This is a genomic window from Variovorax endophyticus (assembly GCF_025376855.1).
Lineage (GTDB): Bacteria > Pseudomonadota > Gammaproteobacteria > Burkholderiales > Burkholderiaceae_C > Variovorax.
On record NZ_JAHUTH010000006.1, the window covers coordinates 236,769 to 261,734 of the forward strand.

The window sequence follows — 24,966 nt, forward strand, 5'->3', positions numbered from 1 at the left end:
TCAGCCCTCGCTGGTCCGGCCCGAGGCCACCAGCAGCTGCCGCAGCACCACCCCGCCGCACAGCGCGGCCGCGCCCGCGAGCAGCACGAAGCTCAGCACGCCGGCGGGCGAGGCGTCCTCGAGCCAGCCGGCCACCAGCAGCGTGGTGCAGTTGTAGGCCGCGTGCAGCGCGATGCAGGGGATCAGCGAGCGCGTGCGCTCGTAGAGCCAGCCCAGCACCGTGCCCATGGCGACGCCGACCACGAACTGGTAGATGTTCATGTGGGCCGCGCCGAACAGCAGCGCCGACATCAGGATCGCCTGCCAGCGCCCGTAGCGCTGCAGGAAGCCGCGCAGCACGATGCCGCGGAACAGCATCTCCTCGAGCAGCGGCGCCATCACGCAGACCGCGAGCACCGCCGCCACGCTGCCGTCGGCCATGCGGCTGAACATCGCCTCCTCCCAGGCCGACAGCGGCAGCGCCAGCGTCAGCAGGTTGATCGCGCAGGTGATCGCCAGCATCAGCGCCGGCACCAGCAGCAGCGCGGGCGGCACCACCAGCATCAGCGTGGCGCGCATCGAGGCACGCGAGGGATGGAACAGCGCGCGCCAGCCCAGCTTCTGCTGCTGCATCACGACCGCGAACACCAGCCCGTTGCCCAGCACGGCCGACAGCACGCCGATCTGCATCGTGCTCAGGCCGAACACGCGGTTGGCATCGCGCAGCACGGCGCCCACGAGCAGCTCGCACAGGAACAGGGCGAGGTACAGCAGGACGGCCTGCGTCGCCGAGGGGAAGGCCGGGCGTTGGGGGGAGGGCATGGCGCGGGCGGGGCGGTGGCGCGCATGTTAGCCGCGCCCGGCCCGGCCCGCCTGACCGGCGCGTTCAGCCTTTGCGCGGCGGCGGCAGCTGCCGCAGGAACAGGTACAGCGCGCGCATGTCGGTGTCGCTGATCTCGCGCAGCGACTCGAAGGGCATCACGCGCACCGGCGTGCCGTCGGGGCGCAGGCCGCTGCGGAAGAGCCGGATCATCGACTCGGCGTCGGGATAGCGCGCCAGCGCCGAATCCTTGCCGGGCGCGAGCCGCGAGGCCGCGGGCCAGTCGGGCGGGCCGCCCGGGACCTTGCCGCCCGCGAGCTGCGGACCATGGCAGCCCAGGCACATGTTCGCCACATAGGCGCCATGCGCCACGCTCACGCCCTCGGCCACCGGCAGCGCGGGCGGCAGCCGGTGGTCGATCCTGGCGGCCGCGTCCTGGATCAGGCCGAAGCCGTAGAGCGCGCGCACCGGCAGCGGCATCTCGACCATGGCAGGCGTGCCTTGCACCGGCGGCAGGGCGCGGATGTGGGCCACCAGCGCGGCGAGGTCCTCGTCGGTGAAGCGGTTGTAGTCCTCGCTCGGCATGATCATCAGCGGCCGGCCGGCCGGATCGACGCCGTGCCGGATCGCGCGCACCCAGTCCTCGGGCCGGTAGGCGGCGGTCGCGTTCGCGGCGCCGGGCGCGATCTGCGGCCCGGCCACGCGCAGGCCGTTCGGCGCGTCGATGAAGAGACGCCCGCCGCCGTCGGCGCCGTGGCAGTCGACGCAGCCGCGCGAGGCATAGAGGTAGCGCCCGCGCTCGAGCGCCGCGGTGTCGCCGCGCGGGCGCAGGGCCACCGGCTTCACGTCGACGTCGACGCGGCGTTCCATCTTGTGGTGCGCCATCAGCACGGCGCCGGACAGCGCGGCCGCGGCGAGCAGGGCCAGCGCCAGCAGCGCGAGCACGCCGCGGCGCAGCCAGCGGGCGGTCTTGTTTTTCTCGGTCATGGGGAATCGTGGGATCGATGGCGGCGGCGGATCCGCGCGCGCCCTTCAAGCCCGAACGATAGGAGAAAGCACCGCGGCTGGGCATTGGCCGGATTGCCTATGCCCGGCGCCGCGCCGGCCGCGCCGTCAGAGCAGGAAGGGCACGAAGCGCCTGGTGCCGCGCATGTAGGCGCGGTAGGCGTCGCCGAAATGCGCGATGCATTCGCGCTCGTCGCTGAGCGCCGTCAGCACCAGCAGCACGGTGGCCGCGAGCGCCAGCGCGAGGCCGGGGCCGCCGATGTCCTTGAGACAGGCGCCCCAGGCCAGCAGCATCAGCGCGGTGTACATCGGATGGCGGATGTAGCGGAAGGCGCCGTCGGTGACCAGCGAGTCGGTCTTCTCGAAGCCGAGCAGCGCGGCATCGTCGTCGCGCGCCGCGCCGGGCCGCACCGCGGCCCGCAGCCGGCGCCAGGCATGCACCGGCAGCCAGGCCGACAGCGCCAGCAGCAGCCAAGACAGCAGCTGGTGCGGCGCCAGCGGATCCACGTGCCACACGGGCAGGTTCAGCAGGATCAGCGCCAGCATGCACTCCCAGGCGAAGAAGCGGTAGAAGCCGTGCGAGCCGCGCCGGCGCAGCGCGCCGCGCGAGACGTACAGCAGCGCGGCCGACACGGCGACGAAGAGGGCGATCTGGATCCAGGCGAAAGGCATGGGGCCCGAATCTACACGCCGGGCCGCCGGCGCCCTCACACCTTGTCAGCCCATCGTCGAGTAGCCGCCGTCCACCGGGATCGCCACGCCGGTCACGTAGTCGGCCGCGGAGCTCGCGAGGAACACGGCCGTGCCCGCGATGTCGGCCGGCCGGCCCCAGCGGCCCGCCGCCGTGCGCGCGACCACGCGCTCGTAGAGGCCCGCGACCTGGGCGCGCGCGCCGTCGGTCATCTCGGTCTGGAACCAGCCCGGCAGGATCGCGTTGACCTGGATGTTGTCGGCCGCCCACGAGAGCGCGGTCGACTTGGTGAGCTGCACCACGCCGGCCTTGCTCGCGGCATAGGCGGGCGAATAGGCGGCGCCGAAGATCGACATCATCGAGCCGACGTTGACGATCTTGCCGCCGCCCGCGCGCTGCATGTGCGGATGCGCCGCGCGGCTCACGAGGAAGGCGCTGGTGAGGTTGGTCTGGAGCACCAGGTTCCACTCGTCCAGCGTGAGCTGGTCGACCGGCTTGCGCACGGTGGTGCCGGCGTTGTTGACCAGGATGTCGAGCCGGCCGCAGCGCGCGGCCACGGCGTCGACCGCCTGCCGCACCGAGGCCTCGTCGGCCACGTCGATGGCGACCGCGAAGCTGTCGCTGCCGAGCGCCTTCAGCGTCTCGACCGCGGCGGCCGATTTCTCGGGGTTGCGCGCGGCGATCACCACGCGCGCGCCGGCCCGCGCCAGGCCCTGGGCCATGCCGAGGCCCAGGCCGCCGTTGCCGCCGGTGACCAGCGCGACCTTGCCGCCGAGGTCGAACATCAGGCCGCCGCCGCCGGCACCGGCTTCTTCGCGACCAGCGTCAGGATGTCGTAGCTCGCGACCAGCTCGCCGTCCTGGTTCGTCACCTCGACGTCCCAGGCCACCACGCCCTGGCCCTGGCCGTTGGCGTCCTTGCGGTTGCGGTCGATCTTGCGCTTGCAGGTCAGGCGCGCGCGGATGGTGTCGCCGATGCCCACGGGCTTGACGAAGCGCAGCGTGTCGAGGCCGTAGTTGGCCAGCACCGGGCCCGGCGCGGGCGAGACGAACAGGCCGGCGGCCGCCGACAGCACGAAGTAGCCGTGCGCGATGCGCTTGCCGAACGGCGACTCCTTGGCCGCGATCTCGTCGAAGTGCATGTAGAAGTAGTCGCCCGACAGGCCGCCGAAGGCCACGATGTCGGCCTCGCTCACGGTGCGGCGGTGCGTCAGCAGCGAGTCGCCGATGCGCAGGTCCTCGAAGTGGCTGCGGAACGGATGCACCTCGGTCTCGCGCACCTTGGCGCCGCGCACGTGCTCGCCGGTGACGGCCGCCAGCATGGTGGGCGAGCCCTGCAGCGCGGCGCGCTGCAGGTAGTGCTTGACGGCGCGCAGGCCGCCGAGCTCCTCGCCGCCGCCCGCGCGCCCCGGGCCGCCGTGCTTGAGCGGCGGCAGCGGCGAGCCGTGGCCGGTCGATTCGGCCGCGGCCTCGCGGTCGAGCACCAGCAGCCGGCCGTGCCAGGCGGCGGCCACGGGGATCGCCTTGGCGGCGGTCGCGGGATCGCGCGTGACCAGCGTGCCGACCAGGCTGCCGCGACCGCGCGCGGCCAGCGCCAGCGCCTCGTCGATGCCCTCGTAGGGCATCAGCGTGCTGACCGGGCCGAAGGCCTCGATGTCGTGCACCGCGTCGTGCTCGAGCGGCTTGCGGCTCAACAGCAGCGTGGGCGCGAAGAAGGCGCCCTCGGCCGTGCCCTCGCCCACGGGCGAGAAGCCGTCGCCGCCGCCGTACACCAGCTCGGCGCCCTTGCGCAGCTCGGCCACGCGCTCGGCCACGTCGGCCTGCTGCGCATGCGAGGCCAGCGCGCCCATGCGCACCTCCTCGCGCGAGGGATCGCCCACCACCGTCTTGGCCAGCCGCGCGCGCAGGCGCTCGGCCACGGCGTCGAGGTGCTGGCGCGGCACGATGGCGCGGCGGATGGCGGTGCACTTCTGGCCGGCCTTCACCGTCATCTCGCGCGCCACCTCCTTCACGAACAGGTCGAACTCCTCGTCGTCGGGCGTGACGTCGGGCGCGAGGATCGCGCAGTTGAGCGAATCGGCCTCGGCGTTGAACGGGATCGACTGGCGCACCAGGTTCGGATGCACGCGCAGCCTGGCGGCGGTGTCGGCCGAGCCGGTGAAGGTCACGACGTCGGGCCCTTCGAGGCGGTCGAGCAGGTCGCCCGTGCCGCCGATGACCAGCTGCAGGCTGCCCTCGGGCAGGATGCCCGACTGCACGATCAGCCGCACCACCGCCTCGGTGAGGTAGCTGGTGGCGGTGGCCGGCTTGCCGATGCAGGGCATGCCCGCGAGGAAGCTGGGCGCGAACTTCTCGAGCAGGCCCCAGACCGGGAAGTTGAAGGCGTTGATGTGCACCGCCACGCCGCCGCGCGGCACCAGGATGTGGGTGCCCGCGAAGCCGCCCTTCTTGCCGAGCGGGAAGGCCGGGCCCTCGTGCACCAGGTTGCCCGAGGGCAGCTCGTTGCTGCCGATGCCCGCGTAGGCCGCGAGCGTGCCGGCGCCGCCCTCGATGTCGACCCAGCCGTCGGCGCGCGTCGCGCCTGTGTGGGCCGAGACCGCGTAGAGCGTTTCCTTGTTGGCGGCGATGTACTTGGCCAGTGCCTTGAGGCGCTCGGCGCGCTGCTGGAAGTCGAGCGCCATCAGCGCCGGGATGCCGACGCGGCGCGCATGGGCCAGCGCCTCGGCGAAGTCGATCGCCTCGGCGTGCGTGCTGGCGATGGCCTGGCCGTTGACGGCGCTGCGCAGCGACTGCGCGGCCTCGCGGCCGATCCAGCGGCCGGCGATGTAGCTTTGGAGGGTGGTGCTCATGGTGCTGGGTCCTTTGCTCTCTCTGTGTTGGGCCTTCCCCTGCGGGGGAGGGAGACATTCGTCAGTGGGCGTCGTCCTTCTTGCCGATGCCCAGGTAGGTGTCGATGATCCGCTGGTCGTGCAGCAGCTCGCGCGCCGGGCCCTCGAGCGCCACGGCGCCCATCTCGAGCACGTAGGCGCGGTCGGCCACCTGCAGCGCGGCACGCGCGTTCTGCTCCACCAGCAGCACCGACACGCCGTGCTTGCGCAGCTGCGCCACCACGCGCAGCACCTCGCGCACCACCAGCGGGGCCAGGCCCAGCGAGGGCTCGTCGAGCATCAGCAGGCGCGGGCGCGCCATCAGCGCGCGGCCGATGGCCAGCATCTGGCGTTCGCCGCCCGAGAGCGTGGAGGCCATCTGCGGCCGGCGTTCCTTCAGGCGCGGGAAGATCTCGAAGATCTCGTCCATGCGCGCGCGCTGGTCGCGCTTGCCCTTGCGCCACTGGTAGAAGCCGCCGAGCAGCAGGTTGTCTTCCACCGACATCTCGCCGAACAGCTCGCGCCGCTCGGGCACCAGCGCCACGCCGCGCGCCACCATGGCCTCGACGCCGGGGCGCGCGATGCGCTCGCCGTGCAGCGACAGGCTGCCGGTGGAGGGCAAGAGGCCCATCGCCGCGCACAGCAGCGTGGTCTTGCCGGCGCCGTTCGGGCCGATCACGGTGACGATCTCGCCTTCGTTCACGTGCAGGCGCACGCTGTGCACCGCCTCCACCTCGCGGTAGGCGACGCAGAAGCCGTCGAGTTGAAGCAGGGGTTGGCTCATCGCGATGCGTCCTCGAGCAGTTCGTCGTCGGCGCCGCCGAGGTAGGCCTCGAGCACGCGCGGGTTGGCCTGCACTTCGGCGGGCGAGCCGGTGGCGATCACGGTGCCGAACTCGAGCACGGTGATGCGGTCGGCGAGGTTCATCACGAACTCCATGTCGTGTTCCACCACGAGGATGCCGAGGCCTTCGGCGCGCAGCTGGCCGAGCAGCTCGGACAGCGCGCGCTTCTCGAGGTGGCGCAGGCCGGCCGCGGGCTCGTCGAGCAGCAGCACCGAGGGCTGGCCCGCGAGCGCGCGCGCGATCTCGACCACGCGCTGCTGGCCCAGCGAGAGCGAGGCCGCGGGCGTGTCGGCATGCGCGCCGAGGCCGCAGCGCTCGATCTGGCGCCGTGCCTCGGCCATCAGCGCGGCTTCCTCCGCGCGGTCCAGCCGCAGCATCGCCGAGACCCAGCCGCGCCTGGCGCGCAGGTGGGCGCCGAGCGCCACGTTCTCGATCACGCTGCGCTGGCCGAGCAGGCGCACGTGCTGGAAGGTGCGGCCCAGGCCCAGCGCGGCGAAGGCGCGCGAGGGCTTGCCCGACATCGGCTGGCCCACCAGCCGCACCTCGCCGGTGGTGGGATCGTCCACGCCCGAGATCATGTTGAAGAAGGTGCTCTTGCCGGCGCCGTTGGGGCCGATCAGCGCGTGCACCTCGCCGGCCTTCAGGGTCATCGAGATGTCGTTGTTGGCGACCAGCCCGCCGAAGCGCTTGCTCACGCCGTCGGCCTGCAGCAGCAGGCTGCCCGCGGCCGGCAGCGCGCGCTGCGCGAGCTGCTCGGTGCTCGAGACGGCCGGGCCGGCGCCGGCGGCGCGCGGCAGCTCTCGCACCCAGCGGCGCGTGAGCCGCGCCAGCGTGGGCCACAGGCCGTCGGCGAAGCGCTGCAGCACGAACAGCATCAGGAGGCCGAACACCACCACCTCGAAGTTGCCGCTGGTGCCCAGCAGCGCGGGCAGGATGTCCTGCAGCTTTTCCTTCAGCAGCGTGATCAGCGTGGCGCCGAGCACCGCGCCCCAGAGATGGCCCGCGCCACCGACCACCGCCATGAACAGCATCTCGATGCCGATGTTGAGGTTGAAGGGCGTGGGGTTCACGAAGCGCTGCATGTGGGCATAGAGCCAGCCCGAGATCGCGGCCAGCAGCGCGGCCAGCACGAACAGCTTGATGCGGTGGCGCGCGGTGTCCACGCCCATCGACTCGGCCATCAGCCGGCCGCCCTTGAGCGCGCGGATGGCGCGGCCCTCGCGCGAGTCGAGCAGGTTGTGCATGGCCCACAGCGCGAGCAGCAGCACGGCCCAGATCACCACGCCGAGCATGCGCGGCGTGGCGAACGAGACGCCCGCCACCACCAGCGGCGGAATGCCGGTGATGCCGGTCTGGCCGCCGAGGAACTCCATGTTGCCGAGCAGGAAGTACAGGCTCAGGCCCCAGGCGATGGTGCACAGCGGCAGGTAGTGGCCCGAGAGCTTGAGCGTGACCGCGCCGAGCGCCCAGGCCAGCGCGAAGGTCAGCACCAGCCCGAGCAGCAGGCCGAGCCAGGGCACCAGCGCGGAACCCGCGAGGCCGCCGAGCCAGCCGGCCGCGGTCGGCGAGGTGCAGATCCAGGCCGTGGCATAGGCACCCATGCCGACGAAGGCGGCCTGGCCGAAGGAGGTCATGCCGCCGACGCCGGTCAGCAGCACCAGGCCCACCGCCACCAGCGCGTAGAGGCCGATGTTGCTGAGCACGGTGACGGTGAAGGGCGGCAGCCAGCCCCAGGCCAGCGCGAGCGCGACGATGAAGACGAGCGTGAGCACGCGCGGCGTGACCAGCGGTCGGCCCTCGGGCACGGCGTTGGCGGAAGAAGAAGTCACAGGGGTCGATGAAGACGGGTTCATTCCTCGTCCTCCACGTGATGGCTGCGCAGCGAACGCCACCACAGCACCGGGATGATCAAAGTGAAGACCAGCACTTCCTTGTATGCACTGGCCCAGAAGGAGGAGAAGGCCTCGAGCAGGCCCACCAGCAGCGCGCCCGCGAGCGCCAGCGGATAGCTCGCGAGGCCGCCGACGATGGCGGCCACGAAGCCCTTGAGGCCGATCAGGAAGCCGGTGTCGTAGTAGACCGTGGTGATCGGCGCGATCAGCAGGCCCGAGATGGCGCCGATCACGGCCGCGAGTGCGAAGCTCAGGTCGCCCGAGAGCTCGGTGGGAATGCCCGACAGCCGTGCGCCCACGCGGTTGATGGCGGTGGCGCGCAGCGCCTTGCCGATCATCGAGCGGCCGAAGAACCAGAACATCGCGATCACCAGCACCAGCGTGACGCCGACCACCACCAGCGACTGGCCGCTGACGGGGATGCCGCCGAGGTCGAGGCGCAGTTCGGAGAACGCGCTGGTGCGCGAGCCCTCGGCGCCGAAGAAGAAGAGCCCCAGGCCGACCAGCACGCCGTGCAGCGCGACCGAGACGATCAGGAGCATCAGCACGCTGGCATCGGCCAGCGGGCGGTAGGCGAGGCGGTAGAGCAGCGGGCCCAGCGGCGCGATCAGCACCAGCACGGTGAGCGCCTGCGCGGCCAGCGAGGTGGGCTTGAGCACCAGCACCAGCGCGGCGGCGACCGCGGGGAAGGCCACGCACCAGGTGAGCGCCGAGCGCCAGTCGACCGTGGCGCCGCGTTTCCAGCGCCAGGCCTCGACCGCCAGCACGACCACCGCCAGCGCCAGCAGCAGCCACAGCGTGGACGGCGCGCGGCCGCCCTGCAGCGCGGCCATCGAGAGCGCGCCGAAGGCGACGAACTCGCCCTGCGGGATGAAGATCACGCGCGTGACCGAAAACACCAGCACCAGCGCGAGCGCCATCAGTCCGTAGACCGCGCCGTTCACGATGCCGTCCTGCCCGAGCAGCAGGGCGATCTGCAAATCCATACGACCAACTTTCCTTCAGAAAACCTGGGGGCGAAAGAAAACCGTGCCCCTCTTGCAGGAACACCGCGGGCCGGTGGCGCCGGCCCGCGGTGTCCGTCGTTCAAGCCCGTGCGATCAGGGCTGGTATTTCCAGGCGCCGTTCTCGATCTTGACCATCACGCGCGCGCGCTGGTCCAGGCCCAGGTGGTCGGTGGCGCTCATGGTGAACACGCCGTGCGCGCCCGCCACGTCCTTGGTCTGCTCGAGCGCGTCGCGCAGCGCGGCGCGGAACTCGGGCGTGCCCGGCTGGGCCTTCTTGAGCGCGACCGGCACGGCCGAGCTCATGAGCAGGCCGGCGTCCCAGGCGTGCGCGCCGAAGGTCGAGACCGAGCCCTTGCCGTAGGCGGCTTCGTAGGCGGCCACGTAGGCGAGCGCGGACTTCTTCACCGGGTTGGCGGCCGGCAGCTGCTCGGCCACCAGCACCGGGCCGGCGGGCAGGAAGGTGCCTTCCACGTCCTTGCCGCCCACGCGCAGGAAGTCGGCGTTGGCCACGCCGTGCGTCTGGTACATCTTGCCGGTGTAGCCGCGCTCCTTGAGCGTCTTCTGCGGCAGCGCGGCCGGCGTGCCGGAGCCGGCGACCAGCACCGCGTCGGGCTTGGCGGCCATGATCTTCAGCGCCTGGCCGGTGACCGAGGTGTCGGTGCGCGCATAGCGCTCGTTGGCCACGACCTTGATCTTCTTGAGTTCGGCGGCCTTGGCGAATTCCTGCGACCAGCCTTCGCCGTAGGCGTCGGAGAAGCCGATGAAGGCCACGCTCTTCACGCCGTTGGCGGCCATGTGCTCGGCGATGGCCAGCGACATCATGATGTCGTTCTGCGGCGTCTTGAAGACCCACTTCTTCTTGGCGTCCATCGGCTCGATGATGCGGGCCGAGGCGGCGACCGAGATCATCGGCGTCTGCGCCTCGGCGGCCACGTCGATCATCGCGAGCGAGGCCGGCGTGGTGGTCGAGCCCAGGATCACGTCGACCTTGTTCTCGGCGATCAGCTTGCGCGTGTTGTTGACTGCGGCCGTGGTGTCGGAGGCGTCGTCGAGCACGATGTAGTTGATCTTCTGGCCGCCGATGGTCTTGGGCATCAGCGAGATCGTGTTCTTCTCGGGAATGCCCAGCGAAGCCGCCGGGCCGGTGGCCGAGATGGTCACGCCGACGTTGACGTCGGCCCAGGCCGACAGGGCCGTGGCGCACAGGGCGGCAATCAGCAGGGGCTTGAAGAATTTCATGGTTGGCTTGTCTCCGGTTGAAAAAAGGTTGAGGCCTGAAGTATCTCAGCGCTCGTCGAACGAGAGCGTGACGCGTTCGGTAAGGGGATGGGCCTGGCAGGTCAATACGAAGCCCGCGGCCACTTCATTCTTGTCGAGCGCGAAGTTTCTTTCCATGCGGACTTCCCCGTCCACGCACTTGGCGCGGCAGGTGCCGCACACGCCCGAGGTGCACGAGAACGGCACCTCGAGGCCGGCCGCCGAGGCCGCGTCGAGGATGCTGGGCTGGCCCTCGGTGTAGGTGATCTCGCGCTGCAGGCCGTCGCGCACGATGGTCACGCGCGCTTGCTTGGCGTCGCCGGGCTGGGCCTCGTGCACCACGGCGCCGACCTGCGCGGTCGAGCTCGCCGAGGGCAGCGCGACGCCGAAGCGCTCGATGTGGATGCGTTCCTCGGGCACGCCCGCGGCCAGCAGCGCGGCCTCGGCCTCGTCGTTCATCTGGAACGGGCCGCAGATGTAGACATGGTCGATGCTGCCCGCGGGCACCAGGCCCTGCAGGAACTCGCCGATCTTCTCGCGGTTCATCACGCCGAAGCCCAGCGGCGAGTCGGTGTGTTCGTCGGAGAACACGTGCTGCAGCACCAGGCGCGTCATGTAGCGGTTCTTCAGGTCCTCGATCTCTTCCTTGAACATCGTGGACTGGAGTTGGCGGTTGCCGTAGATCAGCGTGAAGCGGCTCTTCGGCTCACGCGCGAGCACGGTCTTCATGATCGACAGGATCGGCGTGATGCCGCTGCCGCCCGCGATGCCGACGTGGTGGCGCGCGGACTCGCCCTCGATCGGCACGAAGAAGCGGCCTTGCGGCGCCATCACCTGGATCGAGTCGCCGGGCTTGAGGTGGGCGTTGATCCAGTTCGAGAACTGGCCGCCGCGCACCTTGCGCACGCCCACGCGCAGCTCGCCGTCGTCGACGCCGGCGCAGATCGAATAGGAACGGCGCAGATCCTGGCCGTCGATCTCGTTGCGCAGGGTCAGGTACTGGCCCTGCGTGAAGCCGAAGACTTCGCGCAGCGTCTCGGGGACCTCGAAGGAGACGATGACGGCCTCGGGCGTGTCGGGCTCGATGGCCTTCACGCGCAGGGGGTGGAACAGGGTACTCATCGGCGTGGGGCCTAGATCGGCTTGAAATGTTCGAAGGGTTCGCGGCAGGCCATGCAGCGGTACAGCGCCTTGCAGGCGGTGGAGCCGAAGGCCGACAGCCGCTCGGTGCGCTCGCTCGCGCAGCGCGGGCAGGCGATGCGCTCGCCGGCGAGGCGGCCGAACAGGCGGATCGGCACCGCGGTGCCGGCGGCCTGCTCGGGCGTGAGGTGGGCGGGCGGGGCGATGCCGTAGGCCTTGAGCTTCGCGCGGCCCTCGTCGCTGATCCAGTCGCTGGTCCAGGCCGGCGCGCGGCGCAGGGTGGCGCGCGCGGGGCCGAGGCCGGCGCGCTCGATCGCGGCCAGCACGTCGTGCTCGATGGCCTCGGTCGCGGGGCAGCCCGAATAGGTCGGCGTCAGCACCACCTCGAGGCCGTCGTCGTGCTCGATCACGTCGCGCACGATGCCGAGGTCGCAGACCGACACGGCCGGCACCTCGGGGTCGGGCACCGTGTGCAAGACCTCCCAGGCGGCGTCGATGCGCGAGGCGGCCATGGTGTCGGCAGTCACCACACGCCCCCGGGGAAGGCGCGCTGCAGGTGCTGCATCTCGGCCAGGATGTAGCCCATGTGCTCGCTGTGCACGCCCTGCTTGCCGGTGCTGCGGAACTTGGCCTCGGCCGGCGCGGCGAGGCCGGCGGCGTCGAGCACCTGCTGCATCTCGGCGAACCACGGTTCGCGCAGTTCGTTCCAGGCCGGGCCCAGGCCGCTGGCGCTGGCCTCGCGGTCGACGGCGTCGGCCTCGAACAGCTCGGGCATGTAGAGCCAGGCCTGCTTGAGCGCGGCCTCGGTGCGGCAGCGCGATTCCTCGGTGCCGTCGCCCAGGCGCACGACCCAGTCGGCCGAATGCTGCTGGTGGTAGCGCGCTTCCTTCAGCGCCTTGCCGGCGATGGCGGCCACTTCCTCGTCGCTCGAGCTCGCCAGCCGTTCCCACAGCAGCTTGAGCAGGGTGGCGATCATGGTGTTGCGCACCACCGAGAAGGCGAAGTCGCCGCGCGGCAGCTCGACCAGCGTGAGGTTGAAGTAGTCGCGCTCCTCGCGCAGGTAGGCGAGCTGGTCCTCGTCGTGCTCGCGGCCGGCGCCTTCGAGCTTGCCGGCGTGGGTGAGCAGCGCGCGCGCCTGGCCCACGAGGTCGAGCGCGATGTTGGCCATCGCGATGTCCTCCTCGAGCACGGGCGCATGGCCGCACCATTCGCCCAGGCGCTGGGCCAGCACCAGGCAGGTGTCGCCGATGCGCAGCAGGTACTGCACGGCGGGCGTGCGGTTCAGTTCGATCGATGCTTGCATGGCCGGCCGCTCACATGTGGTCGACGGACTTGGGCAGCGCGTAGAAGGTCGGGTGGCGGTAGACCTTGTCCTCGGCGGGATCGAAGTACATGTCCTTGTCGCCCGGATCGCTCGCGACGATCTGCTCGGAGCGCACCACCCAGATGCTGCAGCCTTCCTGGCGCCGCGTGTAGACGTCGCGCGCCATCTGGATCGCCATCTTCGAGTCGGCGGCATGCAGGCTGCCGCAGTGCTTGTGGTCCAGGCCGGCCTTGCTGCGCACGAACACTTCCCACAGGGGCCATTCTTGTTTCTGTTCGACGGTCATGCCGCCTCCTTCATCGGTTGCTTGTTGGCATGGGCGAGTGCGGCTTCGCGCACCCAGGCGCCGTCTTCCCAGGCGTCGACACGGGCCTGCAGGCGTTCGCGGTTGCAGGGGCCGTCGCCGCCGATCACGCGCCAGAACTCGCTCCAGTCGATGGTGCCGAAGTCGTGCGCCTGGCGTTCCTCGTTCCACTTGAGGTCGGGGTCGGGCAGGGTCACGCCGAGGATGGCCGCCTGCTCGACGGTGGCGTCGATGAACTTCTGGCGCAGCTCGTCGTTGCTGAAGCGCTTGATGCCCCAGCGCATCGACTGCGCCGAGTTGGGCGACTGGTCGTCGGGCGGGCCGAACATCATGATCGAGGGCCACCACCAGCGGTTGACCGCGTCCTGCACCATCGCCTTCTGCGCGTCGGTGCCGTGGGTCATCATGGTCAACAGCGCCTCGTAGCCCTGGCGCTGGTGGAAGCTCTCCTCGCGGCAGATGCGGATCATGGCGCGCGCATAGGGCGCGTAGGAGCAGCGGCAGATCGGCACCTGGTTCATGATGGCCGCGCCATCGACCAGCCAGCCGATGGTGCCCATGTCGGCCCAGGTCAGCGTGGGGTAGTTGAAGATCGAGCTGTACTTGGCCTTGCCGGTGTGCAGCGCGTCGAACATCTGGTCGCGCGAGGTGCCCAGCGTCTCGGCCGCGGCATAGAGGTAGAGGCCGTGGCCGCCCTCGTCCTGCACCTTGGCCAGCAGGATCGCCTTGCGCTTGAGCGTGGGCGCGCGGCTGATCCAGTTGCCCTCGGGCAGCATGCCGACGATCTCCGAGTGCGCATGCTGGCTGATCTGCCGCACCAGCGTCTTGCGGTAGTGATCGGGCATCCAGTCCTTGGCCTCGATGAAGTCGCCGGCGTCGATGCGCGCGTCGAAGCGTTCCTCGAGCCGCAACTCGTCGGCCGAGCGCAGGGCCTTCTTGCCGTCGCCGGCGTCCTTGCCCATGGTGTCCATGGCTTGTGTGTACATCGCGGTTCTCCTTGAGAGGTGAAGAGGTCGTCGATCGGTGGTCAGTAGCTCAGCTGCTTCGTGGATCGCGCGCGGCGGTCCACCTCGGCCGGCGTCAGGGCCTCGCTCTTGCAGCCGAAATCCTTGAACAGCGCCATCTGGTCGGCGTAGTGGGGCGACTTGCGGCCGTCGGGTCCGACGAAGCCGCTCTGGCCCGGCGGGGCGGCGGTGCACAGCACGACGCCCTTGGCGCCGAGCACCACCTTGTCGTTCTGCGTGCCGCGGTTCATGTAGCTCGGCAGGCTCAGCTGCTCGTCGGCCCCGGCCTGCGGCGCGCCGATGAAGTTGCTGGTGAGAAACACATGCTTCGTCACCGGCGTGCGCCACTTGGCGGTGTCGCTGCCGTAGCGCTTGTCGAGTTCGGCCACGGCCTGCGCGAGCGTGGCGCGCAGCACGGCGTTCTTGTCCTCGCCGTTGAAGAAGTCGTAGCGCTGCGGCACGCCGGCCTTGGGGCCGAGCAGCGCGTTGTAGACCAGCTTCAGGCCGTTGCCCGGGCGGATGCTGGCCACCTGCGTCTCGCCGGCATAGCCGGTGCCCGCATAGGCCGCGAACACCTCGGGCGGCAGGTCGTCGGCCAGCACCTTGCGGTAGAGGATCGGCAGCCAGGCCGTCATGAGCGTGGTGGCCGGGCTGTCGTAGACGCCGCGCTCGGCCGGGTCCTCGTTGAGCATGTTCCAGTCCGCCAGCAGCTGGGCCGCGCGGCGCGCCGGGTCGGCGGCCGGCAGGCCGCGCGTCGCCTCGAGCGCGAAGGGCACGAGGTAGCGCGCGTTGGTGTCGGCGTAGGCGGTGGTGCGGTTGAGCGCCCAGAGCTCGTCGGGCGTGAGCCGGGGCTTGGCCTCGAGCCGCGCCGTGAACTCGCGCACCCGGTCGACCACCGAGTAGTTGCCGCCGTCGCTGACCGCGCCCGGTGCCGACTGGTTGTTCCAGTTGGCGACGTAGCCCTGCGCCGGATTGAAGGTCTTCGGGTCCTCGCCGAACGGGCGGATGCCGAGCCATTCCATCGAGCCGTCGCCCACGGCGGGCAGGCGGATGTCCTGCGTGGCCGGGCGGATCGGCAGCCGGCCCGGCGAGACGTAGCCGATGTTGCCGGCGGTGTCGGCGTAGTACCAGTTGATGGTGATGGCCACGCGCGAGGCCTGCGCCAGCCACTGTTCCCAGTTCTGCGCGCGCATCGCGTGGATCCAGCCCAGCAGCGACTCGAGTTCGTAGCCGTCCCAGCTGCGCTTCATCGAATACGCGGTGCCGTTGGGCAGGTCGAAGTTGGTCACGGTGCCGTGCACGGTGGCGTAGACGTCCAGGCTCTGGTCGGGCTGGCCCTTGACCTTGATGAGCTCGGTGCGCTTGCTCATGGCGCGCATCGCGCCGTTGAAGCGGTACTGGTGGGGGTTGGCCGGGTCCAGCTTCTCCTGGTACATGTCGTTCACGTCGAGCGGACCGGCGGTGGCGCCCCAGGCGATCTTGCCGTTGGTGCCGAACAGCACCACCGGATGCGCGAACGGCGTGTTGCCGGTCACGTCGAAGCCGGCGCCGTGCAGGCCGATGCCGAACACGTAAGAGGGATTGAACCAGTTGAACTGCGGACCGTTGATGAAGACGGTGCTGCCGTCGGTGGTCTTGTTCGGGCCGGCGATCCAGAGGTTGCTGGCGATCGGGCGGGTCCAGGGCTCGGCCACGCCGCGCCGCGCGGCATCGATCTCGTTGCGCGCGACCAGCAGCTCGGGCGAGACCGGCGCCAGCGCCGCGCGATGGGCGGCGTGCGCATCGTCGGCGGCGCCCTGCGCCACGGCCTTGGGACGCGGCACGGTGGTGGGCGCGAGCGGGTCTTCCACCCAGCGGATCTGGTCGAACAGCTGGCGGCCGGCCTCGTCGCCGCGCGCCTTGCGCAGCTGCTCGAGCAGGCGCAGGTTGGCCAGTTCGCTGCTCACGTTGGAGTAGCGGTTGGCCATGGTGCCGACCCAGATCATCGCCACGTCGTAGCCGGTCCAGTCGGCCTTCGGGCGGAAGCCCGCATCGGCGAACTGCTTGGGCAGCAGGGTGGCCGGCGCGGCCAGCACTTCGTTCACGCGCGCATTGAAGCCGGCGGCATAGCCGTCAAAGATGGCCTTGTCCTCGCTCGACAGGCGCGCCATCTGCGCGCGGATCGAGGCGGGGTCGAAGCTGGCGCGGCTGCCCTTGTCGAGCGCGACATAGGCCGGGCCCATCACTTCGGCGACGGTGCCCAGCACGGCGCGGCGCGCCATCTCCATCTGGAACAGGCGGTCTTCCGCGACGGCGTAGCCGAAGCCGTGGAACAGGCCGCGCACGTCGTTGGCATAGACGTGCGGCACGCCGTAGTCGTCGCGCTTGATCGTGACCTTGCCGGCCGGGGGCATGGCCGCGCCGGTGGCCGGGGCGGTGGAGTTGGCGGCGCAGCCGGCCAGCGCCACCAGGGCGCAGGCGAGGGCGATCGATCGGAAATTCAGTGTCATCGGTGGCGGTTCGGGGGAAAGCGGCGGCGCCTCAGCGCGGGCGGTTGTCGACGACGCGCCGGGCCTTGCCGGTCTGCGTGCGTTCCATCTCGTTCGGTGCATGCACCACCACGCGGGTGGAGATGCCGACCAGCGTCTTCACGCGGTGCTGCACCCAGCCGGCGATGGCCGCGCGGTCGGCCGCGGCGGCTTCGTTCGGCGCGAGCTCGCAGTGCACCTCGACCTGGTCGAGCAGGCCTTCGCGGCTCACGTGCACCTGGTAGAGGCCGGTGAGGGCGCCGTGCGCGAGCACGATCTCCTCCACCTGGGTGGGGAACACGTTCACGCCGCGGATGATCATCATGTCGTCGCTGCGCCCGACGATCTTGCCCATGCGGCGGAAGGCGCGCGAGGTGGGCGGCAACAGGCGCGTGAGGTCGCGCGTGCGGTAGCGGATGATCGGCATCGCTTCCTTGCTCAGCGAGGTGAAGACGAGCTCGCCTTCCTCGCCGTCGGCCTTCAGTTCGCCGGTCTCGGGATCGATGATCTCGGGATAGAAGTGGTCTTCCCAGATCACCGGGCCGTCCTTGCTCTCGACGCATTCGCTGGCCACGCCCGGGCCCATGACTTCGCTCAGGCCGTAGATGTCGACCGCGTCGATGCCGGCCTTGGCCTCGATGTCGCGGCGCATGGCCTCGGTCCAGGGCTCGGCGCCGAAGATGCCGATGCGCAGCGAGCTGTCCTTGGCGTCCAGGCCCAGGCGCTCGAACTGCTCGATGATCACCTGCATGTAGCTCGGCGTGACCATGATGATGTCGGGCCGGAAGTCCTGGATCAGCTGCACCTGCTTCTCGGTCTGGCCGCCCGACATCGGGACCACGGTGCAGCCCGCGCGCTCGGCGCCGTAGTGCGCGCCCAGGCCGCCGGTGAACAGGCCGTAGCCGTAGGCGATGTGGATCAGGTCGCCGGCGCGGCCGCCCGCGGCGCGGATCGAGCGCGCGACCAGGTCGGCCCAGGTGTCGATGTCCTTCTTCGTGTAGCCCACCACGGTCGGCTTGCCGGTGGTGCCCGACGAGGCGTGGATGCGCGCGACCTGCTGGCGCGGCACCGCGAACATGCCGAAGGGGTAGTTGTCGCGCAGGTCGCTCTTGACCGTGAACGGGAATTTCGCGAGGTCGGCGAGCGTCTTGAGGTCGCCCGGCTGCACGCCCTTGGCGTCGAAGGCCTGGCGGTAGTGCGGCACGTTGTCGTAGGCGCGCTGCAGCGTGTCGCGCAGGCGCTGCACCTGCAGCGCGGTGATCTCGTCGCGGCTCGCGGTCTCGATCGGTTCGAGATCGCCGGGGGCGGGGCGGGGTGCTGGCATGACGGGGTCCTCGGTTCTTTTGCGTTCGGTTCAGGCCGCGACGGCGGGGCGGCCCTTGGCGGTGTAGGAGCGGCCGCGGAAGATCGCGACGCGCTCGCCGCGCTGGTTGGTGATCTCGGTGTCGTAGACGCCGGTGCGGCCGGCCTTCGAGACCTCGAAGCAGCGCGCGGTCAGCAGGTCGCCTTCGCGCGCCGGGGCGATGAAGTCGATCGCGAAGCCCGAGGCCACGGTCAGCTCGTTGTACGAGTTGCAGGCGAAGGCGAAGGTGGAATCGGCCAGCGTGGCCATGAAGCCGCCGTGGCAGATCGCATGGCCGTTGAGCATGTCGGGGCGCACGCGCATCTCGATCGTGGCCTGGCCGGGGCCGACCTCCACGATGCGCATGCCCAGGCCCTTGGAGGCGTTGTCGTTGGCGAACATGCCGTCGCGCACGTATTCGGCGGTCTGTTGCGGGGTGCGTTCTGCGCTCATGGTTCAGCGGTCCTTGAAGACGGGGGCGCGCTTGGCGCGGAAGGCCTCGACACCTTCGCGGTAGTCGTTGGCGGCGCCGAGGTCGCGCTGCAGGCGGGCCTCCTCGGCCAGTGCGGTGTCGAGGTCCATGGTCTGCGCGGCGTTCATCGCGGCACGCGTGGCGACCAGCGCGCGCGAGGGCATGGCGGCGAGCCGGCCCGCGAGCGCGGCGGCGGTGTCGGCCAGCGCGGCGTCGTCCACCACCTGCCAGATCAGGCCGATGCGCGCGGCTTCCTCGGCCGGCAGCTTGTCGCCGAGCATCGCGATGCCCAGCGCGCGCGCCGGGCCCACGAGCCGCGGCAGCAGCCAGGTGCCGCCGGTGTCGGGCACCAGGCCGATCTTGGTGAAGGCCTGGATGAAGCTGGCCGAGCGCGCGGCGAGCACGAGGTCGCAGCACAGCGCGAGGTTGGCGCCGGCGCCGGCGGCCACGCCGTTGACCGCGGCGACCACGGGCACGGGCATGGTGCGGATGCGCTGGACCAGCGGGCCGTAGAGCTTCTCGATGACATGACCCAGGTCCTTGGGGGCGGCGCCGGGGCTGGTGTCGGGCGCGACCATCGGGTCGGCGAGGTCCTGGCCGGCGCAGAAGGCGCGGCCGGCGCCGGTCAGCACCACGCAGCGCACTTCGGCATCGGCCGCGGCCGCTTCGAGCGCCGCCAGCAGTTCGGCGTGCAGTTCGCTCGTGAAGCTGTTGAGCGCCGCGGGGCGGTTGAGGCTCAGTGTGCGGACGGCGCCGGCATTGCCGACGAGGACCAGGGGTTCCGACATGGGCTTGTCTCTCATCTGTGTGGGGGATGACTTCGGGTCAATTACTATTGACCGACCGTTCGGTAGATTTTAGGATCGCGAACGAATCCGGCACAAGTCCAAAGCATTCAGGGAAAACCCTGAATCGCGAGACGAAGGACCGGCACCCACAGGAGACCGCACCCATGCCCAGCTACGCCATCGACGGCGTGATCCCCGTCGTCGACCCCACCGCCTACGTGCATCCGTCCGCCGTGCTGATCGGCGACGTGATCGTGGGCCCGAACTGCTATGTCGGCCCCTGCGCCAGCCTGCGCGGCGATTTCGGCCGCATCGTGCTCGAGGAGGGCTCGAACCTGCAGGACAACTGCTGCGTGCACGGCTTTCCCGACAACGACACGGTGATCGAGGTCAACGGCCACATCGGCCACGGCGCGATCCTGCACAGCTGCGTGGTGCGGCGCGACGCCATGGTGGGCATGAACGCCGTGGTGATGGACGAGGCCGAGATCGGCGAGAAAGCCATCGTGGCCGCCAGCGCCTTCGTGCCGGCCGGCATGAAGGTGCCGCCGCGCACGCTGGTGGCGGGCATGCCCGCGCGCGTGAAAAGAGAACTGAGCGAGGCCGAGATCGCGTGGAAGCTCGAGGGCACGCAGGTCTACCAGGCGCTCGCGGTGCGCAGCCTCGCGACGATGCGCGAGGTCGAGCCGCTGGCGCAGGTCGAGGCCGGGCGGCCGCGGCTGCCGGCGATCGACGTCAAGCCGCTGATCGCGACCAGGCGCAGCTAGGATCGCGCGCTGCCCGTCACACCCTCTCAACGCCAGAACAGAAAGAACACCGATGCCCAGAGGAAGATCCGCCAGCTACGACGACCAGCGCGAGCTCATCCTCGAGCGGGCCGCGCGGCTGTTCGCGCGCCAGGGCTACCCGGCCACCTCGATGAACCAGGTGGCCGAGGCCTGCAATCTCTCGAAGGCGACGCTCTACCACTACTACAAGGACAAGCGCAGCCTGCTGATCAGCATCGCCGAGACGCACGTCTCCAAGCTGGCGGCGCTGGTGGCCGAGGAGGAGGCCTCGACGCAGACCGACGAGGAGCGGCTGCGGCGCTTCATCTACCGCATCGTCGAGGAGTACGCGGGTGCGCAGGACGCGCACCGCGTGCTGACCGACGACGTGCGCTTCCTCGAGGAAGAAGACCGCGAGCGCGTGCTCGACAAGGAGCGCGAGGTGGTCGCGGGCTTCGCGCGCGCGGTGGCCGCGCTGCGCCCGGGCACGCCGAGCGACGACCTGGCCAAGCCGCTGACCATGCTGCTGTTCGGCATGATCAACTGGATGTTCACCTGGATGAAGCCTGGCGGCCAGCTCGACCATGCCTCGATCGCGCCGGTGGTGGCCGACCTGTTCCTCGGCGGCATCGGTGCCGTGAAGGCGCCGCCGGCGCACGCGAAGAAGAAGCCGAAGCCGGCGGCCTGAAGGGCGCGCCCGGCGGCCGCTTCAAAGAATCCGGTTGAACCAGAGCAGCGAGAGCCCGGCCGACAGCAGCGTGAGCACCGCGGCGCCGAGCGCGAACAGCGCCGAGATCTCGGTTTCCTTCTTCTCGACCGTGAGCCGCGAGCTCAGCGTCTCGTAGACCTTCTTGAGGTCGGCGGCGGTGCCGGCATAGAAGTAGTCGGCCTGGGTCTTGCTGGCGACGGCCTTGAGGGTTTCCTCGTCGAGCCGCACGCGCATCGACCAGCCCTCGAAGCCGATGGTCTCGCCGTCGACCGTGCCGATGCCCACGGTGTAGATGCGCACGCCGCGGTCGGCCGCGGCCTTGGCCGCGTCGAGCGGATCGACGCCGGTGGTGCGCTGGCCGTCGGTCAGCATGATGATCGCGGCCGAGGTGAAGGAGCCCGGCGCGACCGGCGTGAATTCCTTGGCCGGCTTGTCGGCCTGGTCGATGGCCACGCCGCGCTGGCGGCTCGGCGCACTGAACTGCGAGACGTCGATGCCGGCCTCGGGGAACAGGGTGGCGAGCGACACCACGATGGCATTGCCGGTGGCCGTGGCGCGCTGCAGCTGGAAGCTGTCGATCGCGGTCACGAGGTCGTCGTGGTTGGTGGTGGGCAGCTGCGCCACCTGCGCGCTGCCCGCGAAGGCGACGATGCCGACCTTCACGTTGCGCGGCAGGTCCTTGATGAAGCTCTTGGCGGCATCCTGCGCCGCCACCAGCCGGTTGGGCTGCACGTCGGCGGCGCGCATGCTGCCCGAGACGTCCATCGCGAGGATGATGGTCTGCTGGTTCGACGGCAGCATCACCACCGCCATCGGCCGCGCGGCCGCCACCAGCATCGCTGCCAGCGCGAGCAGGAACAGGAAGGGCGGCACATGGCGCCGGATGCTCTGGCCGGTGCCCATCGCCTCGCGCACGATCGACAAGCTGGCGTAGCGCACCGCGAGCTTCTTCTTGCGGCGCAGCAGCCAGAGGTAGAGCAGCACCAGCAGCGGGAGCGCCAGCAGCAGCCAGAGGAATTGGGGCCAGAGGAAGGTCACGGCGAAATCCTCGCGCTCGTCGTCGCCAACGTCAACTCGATATACCCGATGGTCGTCATGCAGCCACCGCCTTTACAGGACGCGAGGCACCCGAAGTGCGCACGCGCCGCTTGCGCATGTCGGCGAAGCGCACGATCGCCTCGACCAGGTCGTCGGCGGTCGACAGCTCCAGCGTGTCGACGCCGGCACGGGCCAGCGCGCCGCGCAGCGCATCCTCGCGTTCGCGGGCGATGCGCGCGAAGCGGCGGCGGAAACCCGCATCGTGGGTGTCGACCCAGAGCTGCTCGCCGGTCTCGGCATCGCGCAGCGGCACCAGGCCCAGGTCGGGCATGTCGAGCTCGAGCGGGTCGAACAGGCGCACGGCCACCACCTCGTGGCGCTGCACCAGCTGGCCCAGCGGCTTCTCCCAGCCGGGCTCGCTCAGGAAGTCGGACACCACGAACACGGTCGAGCGGCGCGGCATCAGGGTGGCGGCCGACTTCAGCAGGTCGTCGAGCCGGGTCATGCCCTTCTGCGGCGGCGCCTTGTCGGCCTGGTCGGCGCGGCGCTCCATCGCATGCAGCAGGTGCAGCACATGGCGCCGGCCGCTGCGCGGCGGGATCACGGCTTCGAGATCATGGCCGTAGACCAGCGCGCCGACGCGGTTGCCGTGGCGCGTGAGCAGCCGTGCCAGCACGCCGACGAAGCCGGCCGAGATCTCGCGCTTGGCCTTCAGGCCCGAGCCGAAGTCGACCGAGCGGCTCAGGTCGAGCACGAACCAGGCCGACATCTCGCGGTCTTCGGTGAAGACGCGCACGTGCGGCGTCTGCAGCCGCGCCGTGACGTTCCAGTCGATGTGGCGCACGTCGTCGTGCAACTGGTATTCGCGCAGGTCGGCCAGGTCGAGGCCGGTGCCGCGCATCAGCGTGCGGTAGTCGCCCTGCAGCAGGCCGTCGAGCCGGCGGATCACGGTCCATTCGAGGCGGCGCAGCGCGCGCTCGGCGCCGCCGGCCTCGAGCGCGGGGCGTTCGTCGTTCGCGGCGGCCTCGGGGGCCTTGCGCCACCAGCTTTTCTTCATGGCGGGTCGTGTCGTGCGGTGCGGTTTCAGGCGGCGAGCTTCTCGTGCTCGAGCGGCTTCGGCGGCGCGGGCACCGCCCGCATGATCTTCTCGATCAGGCCGTCGGGCGTCAGGCCCTCGGACAGGCCCTCGTAGGACAGCGTCACGCGGTGGCGCAGCACGTCGGGCACCAGCGCCGTCATGTCCTCGGGCAGCGCATAGCTGCGTCCGCGCAGCAGCGCCAGGGCGCGCGCGCCCTCGGTCAGGCTGATGCTCGCGCGCGGGCTGGCGCCGAAGGTGATGAAGCGGCCCATGTCCTTGAGCCCGTGCTTGTCGGGCGTGCGCGTGGCCGAGACCAGCTTCACCGCGTACTGGATCAGCGAGGGATCGACGTACACGCGCCGCGCCTCGGCCTGCAGCGAAGCGAGCTGCTCGGTGGTGGCGACCGGCACGGCCTCGACCGGCGCGCCGATCACGCGCTGCACGATCACGAACTCCTCCTCGTCGGTCGGGTAGTCGACCAGCACCTTCATCATGAAGCGGTCGACCTGCGCCTCGGGCAGCGGATAGGTGCCCTCGGTCTCGATCGGGTTCTGCGTCGCCATCACGAGGAAGGGGCGCGGCACCTTGTGCGTCTCGCCCGCGATCGTGACCTGGCGCTCCTGCATCACCTCGAGCAGCGCGCTCTGCACCTTGGCCGGCGCGCGGTTGATTTCGTCGGCCAGCAGCAGGTTGGCGAACACCGGGCCCAGCGAGGTGCTGAAGTCGCCGGTCTTCTGGTTGTAGATGCGCGTGCCTACGAGGTCGGAGGGCACCAGGTCGGGCGTGAACTGGATGCGCTTGAACTGGCCTTGCACGGTGTCGGCCAGCGTCTTCACGGTCAGCGTCTTGGCGAGGCCCGGCACGCCCTCGACCAGCAGGTGGCCGCCCGCGAGCATCGCGACCATCACGCGCTCGAGGAAGCGGTCCTGGCCCACCACCACGCGCTTCACCTGGTAGAGGATCTGCTCCATCAGCTCGGCGGTGCTGGCGGGCGTGGCGAAGGAGGAGGTCTCGGTGCTGCTCATTCGGGGCTCTTTCTGGATCGGATGAAAGGAAGAGGAAGGAGGGTCAGAACGGCGGCGAGCCGGCCGCCGAGGCGGCGTTCTCGATCGGCACCGCGAAGCCGATGCCGATGAAGGTGCGCTGCTGCGTGGGATTGAGGATGGCGGTGACGATGCCGAGCACCTCGCCGTCCATGTTGACCAGCGGGCCGCCCGAATTGCCGGGGTTGGCGGCCGCGTCGAACTGGATCAGGTTGCCGAGCTCCTGCTTGCCCTCGGGCGAGCGGAACGAGCGCTTGAGGCCCGACACCACGCCGGCCGACACCGAGGGGCCGATGCCGAAGGGAAAGCCCACCGCAGCCACCTGATCGCCGGGGCGCAGGTCGGCGGTCGAGCGCATCACGGCGGGGATCAGGTCGTCGGGGATCTTCTGCGCCTGCAGCACCGCGAGGTCGTTCTCGGGCTGCACGCCGGTGATGACGGCCGGCGCCTCCAGGCCGTCGGCGAAGGTCACCTTGATGGTCTCGGAGCCCGCGACCACGTGCAGGTTGGTGAGGATCACGCCCTTGTCGACGATCACCACGCCGGTGCCCACGCCGCGCTCGACCTGGCCCGGCGGGCCGTCGTCGGCCGGCGCCTCGGGCGACTTGCCCTTGGCCATGTTGCGGCCGCGCTTCTGAGTCTTCGCCTCGGGCGTGGCCTTCTCGGAACCGTAGCCGACCACGCGCACCACCGAGGGCCGCACGATGTCGGCGGCCTTGGCGGCGGGCGAGGGCAGGGTGTTGGTCTGCAGCGTGCGCAGCACGGCCGCGTCGATGTCCTTCTGCGTGAGCTGGCGCGTGTTGCCGCGCTGCCACCAGGCCGCGCCGCCGGCCGCGAGGGCCGCGCACAGCGCGAGGCTCAGCAGCGCGAAGCTGCGGCGCCCGGGTTGCCAGCGCTGGCGCGCGGCGGCGGGCTGCGGCGCCACGGGATCGGCCGCGGCCTGCCCGGAGGCCCCGTCGTCGGACTCGATCGGCGTGCGTGGCGAGCGGCTGTACATGGCGGGCCTGCGCATGGGTGCACCTCCGGCAAAAGGATGTCGCGTGGTGGGTGTCACGCGATGAGCGTGATGAAAAGCACGGTAGCACGCTT

Annotated in this window: 24 protein-coding genes; 2 read left to right on the top strand and 22 right to left on the bottom strand. The window is 70.6% G+C overall.

Annotated elements, in window-relative coordinates; genetic code table 11:
- The 18 genes from KV106_RS10430 to KV106_RS10515 form a co-directional block, all read right to left on the bottom strand.
- Positions 1 to 801: a CPBP family intramembrane glutamic endopeptidase gene (locus KV106_RS10430; RefSeq protein WP_261210007.1), complete on the bottom strand. Its 801-nt coding sequence runs from the start codon at positions 799 to 801 to the stop codon at positions 1 to 3.
- Positions 802 to 865: 64 nt separating this feature from the next.
- On the bottom strand, positions 866 to 1,786 hold the full coding sequence (locus KV106_RS10435) for a c-type cytochrome (RefSeq protein WP_261210009.1): 921 nt from the start codon (positions 1,784 to 1,786) through the stop codon (positions 866 to 868).
- Positions 1,787 to 1,912: 126 nt separating this feature from the next.
- Positions 1,913 to 2,476 carry a methyltransferase family protein gene (locus KV106_RS10440; RefSeq protein ID WP_261210010.1) on the bottom strand — a complete coding sequence of 188 codons (564 nt, stop codon included), beginning with the start codon at positions 2,474 to 2,476 and terminating at the stop codon, positions 1,913 to 1,915.
- Between the two features lie 45 nt (positions 2,477 to 2,521).
- The gene (locus tag KV106_RS10445; RefSeq protein ID WP_261210012.1) at positions 2,522 to 3,280 is read right to left on the bottom strand and encodes an SDR family NAD(P)-dependent oxidoreductase; all 759 of its coding nucleotides are present in this window, start codon (positions 3,278 to 3,280) and stop codon (positions 2,522 to 2,524) included.
- Positions 3,280 to 5,343, bottom strand: coding sequence for a phenylacetic acid degradation bifunctional protein PaaZ (gene paaZ / locus KV106_RS10450; protein ID WP_261210014.1), 2,064 nt, complete (start codon positions 5,341 to 5,343; stop codon positions 3,280 to 3,282). Before paaZ ends, KV106_RS10445 begins: the two co-directional genes overlap by 1 nt.
- A gap of 61 nt (positions 5,344 to 5,404) precedes the next feature.
- A complete protein-coding gene (locus tag KV106_RS10455) occupies positions 5,405 to 6,145 on the bottom strand; it encodes an ABC transporter ATP-binding protein (RefSeq protein WP_261210016.1) in 741 nt (246 codons plus the stop codon).
- Positions 6,142 to 8,058, bottom strand: coding sequence for a branched-chain amino acid ABC transporter ATP-binding protein/permease (locus KV106_RS10460; protein WP_261210019.1), 1,917 nt, complete (start codon positions 8,056 to 8,058; stop codon positions 6,142 to 6,144). The genes KV106_RS10455 and KV106_RS10460 overlap by 4 nt, the downstream gene beginning before the upstream one ends.
- Entirely contained in the window at positions 8,055 to 9,083 is a 1,029-nt protein-coding gene (locus KV106_RS10465) for a branched-chain amino acid ABC transporter permease (protein WP_261210021.1), read from the bottom strand. Before KV106_RS10465 ends, KV106_RS10460 begins: the two co-directional genes overlap by 4 nt.
- A 114-nt stretch (positions 9,084 to 9,197) precedes the next feature.
- Positions 9,198 to 10,343, bottom strand: a complete 1,146-nt coding sequence (locus KV106_RS10470; RefSeq protein ID WP_261210023.1) for an ABC transporter substrate-binding protein — start codon at positions 10,341 to 10,343, stop codon at positions 9,198 to 9,200.
- A 45-nt stretch (positions 10,344 to 10,388) separates the two neighbouring features.
- Complete coding sequence (gene paaE, locus KV106_RS10475; protein ID WP_057593735.1) at positions 10,389 to 11,483, bottom strand: 1,2-phenylacetyl-CoA epoxidase subunit PaaE; 1,095 nt, start codon at positions 11,481 to 11,483, stop codon at positions 10,389 to 10,391.
- Between the two features lie 11 nt (positions 11,484 to 11,494).
- Positions 11,495 to 12,013, bottom strand: coding sequence for a 1,2-phenylacetyl-CoA epoxidase subunit PaaD (paaD, locus tag KV106_RS10480; protein WP_261210137.1), 519 nt, complete (start codon positions 12,011 to 12,013; stop codon positions 11,495 to 11,497).
- An 11-nt stretch (positions 12,014 to 12,024) separates the two neighbouring features.
- Positions 12,025 to 12,804, bottom strand: a complete 780-nt coding sequence (paaC, locus tag KV106_RS10485) for a 1,2-phenylacetyl-CoA epoxidase subunit PaaC (RefSeq protein WP_261210026.1) — start codon at positions 12,802 to 12,804, stop codon at positions 12,025 to 12,027.
- A 10-nt stretch (positions 12,805 to 12,814) separates the two neighbouring features.
- Positions 12,815 to 13,111 carry a 1,2-phenylacetyl-CoA epoxidase subunit PaaB gene (paaB, locus tag KV106_RS10490; RefSeq protein WP_057593738.1) on the bottom strand — a complete coding sequence of 99 codons (297 nt, stop codon included), beginning with the start codon at positions 13,109 to 13,111 and terminating at the stop codon, positions 12,815 to 12,817.
- The gene (gene paaA / locus KV106_RS10495; protein WP_057593739.1) at positions 13,108 to 14,115 is read right to left on the bottom strand and encodes a 1,2-phenylacetyl-CoA epoxidase subunit PaaA; all 1,008 of its coding nucleotides are present in this window, start codon (positions 14,113 to 14,115) and stop codon (positions 13,108 to 13,110) included. Before paaA ends, paaB begins: the two co-directional genes overlap by 4 nt.
- Before the next feature lie 41 nt (positions 14,116 to 14,156).
- The gene (locus tag KV106_RS10500; protein WP_261210029.1) at positions 14,157 to 16,622 is read right to left on the bottom strand and encodes a penicillin acylase family protein; all 2,466 of its coding nucleotides are present in this window, start codon (positions 16,620 to 16,622) and stop codon (positions 14,157 to 14,159) included.
- Between the two features lie 31 nt (positions 16,623 to 16,653).
- Positions 16,654 to 17,964 (bottom strand): phenylacetate--CoA ligase PaaK, encoded by a 1,311-nt coding sequence (gene paaK, locus KV106_RS10505; RefSeq protein ID WP_093351760.1) that lies wholly within the window; start codon positions 17,962 to 17,964, stop codon positions 16,654 to 16,656.
- A 30-nt stretch (positions 17,965 to 17,994) separates the two neighbouring features.
- Positions 17,995 to 18,435, bottom strand: coding sequence for a hydroxyphenylacetyl-CoA thioesterase PaaI (gene paaI / locus KV106_RS10510; protein WP_261210032.1), 441 nt, complete (start codon positions 18,433 to 18,435; stop codon positions 17,995 to 17,997).
- A 3-nt stretch (positions 18,436 to 18,438) separates the two neighbouring features.
- Positions 18,439 to 19,242: an enoyl-CoA hydratase-related protein gene (locus tag KV106_RS10515; protein WP_261210034.1), complete on the bottom strand. Its 804-nt coding sequence runs from the start codon at positions 19,240 to 19,242 to the stop codon at positions 18,439 to 18,441.
- 164 nt (positions 19,243 to 19,406) lie between these two features.
- Between KV106_RS10515 and KV106_RS10520 the strand changes: the two genes are divergently transcribed.
- Together KV106_RS10520 and KV106_RS10525 are read left to right on the top strand one after the other, a co-directional pair.
- Positions 19,407 to 20,009, top strand: a complete 603-nt coding sequence (locus KV106_RS10520; RefSeq protein WP_261210036.1) for a phenylacetic acid degradation protein PaaY — start codon at positions 19,407 to 19,409, stop codon at positions 20,007 to 20,009.
- Positions 20,010 to 20,061: 52 nt separating this feature from the next.
- On the top strand, positions 20,062 to 20,697 hold the full coding sequence (locus tag KV106_RS10525; RefSeq protein ID WP_057593745.1) for a TetR/AcrR family transcriptional regulator: 636 nt from the start codon (positions 20,062 to 20,064) through the stop codon (positions 20,695 to 20,697).
- 21 nt (positions 20,698 to 20,718) lie between these two features.
- Here the strand turns inward: KV106_RS10525 and KV106_RS10530 are convergent, their stop codons facing one another.
- The 4 genes from KV106_RS10530 to KV106_RS10545 are packed head-to-tail and all read right to left on the bottom strand — an operon-like array spanning position 20,719 to position 24,889.
- A complete protein-coding gene (locus tag KV106_RS10530; RefSeq protein WP_057593746.1) occupies positions 20,719 to 21,756 on the bottom strand; it encodes a VWA domain-containing protein in 1,038 nt (345 codons plus the stop codon).
- 55 nt (positions 21,757 to 21,811) lie between these two features.
- Positions 21,812 to 22,813: a DUF58 domain-containing protein gene (locus tag KV106_RS10535; protein ID WP_203204706.1), complete on the bottom strand. Its 1,002-nt coding sequence runs from the start codon at positions 22,811 to 22,813 to the stop codon at positions 21,812 to 21,814.
- 26 nt (positions 22,814 to 22,839) lie between these two features.
- On the bottom strand, positions 22,840 to 23,859 hold the full coding sequence (locus KV106_RS10540; protein ID WP_057593748.1) for an AAA family ATPase: 1,020 nt from the start codon (positions 23,857 to 23,859) through the stop codon (positions 22,840 to 22,842).
- A 43-nt stretch (positions 23,860 to 23,902) separates the two neighbouring features.
- On the bottom strand, positions 23,903 to 24,889 hold the full coding sequence (locus KV106_RS10545) for a S1C family serine protease (RefSeq protein WP_057593749.1): 987 nt from the start codon (positions 24,887 to 24,889) through the stop codon (positions 23,903 to 23,905).
- Between the last annotated feature and the right edge of the window lie 77 nt (positions 24,890 to 24,966).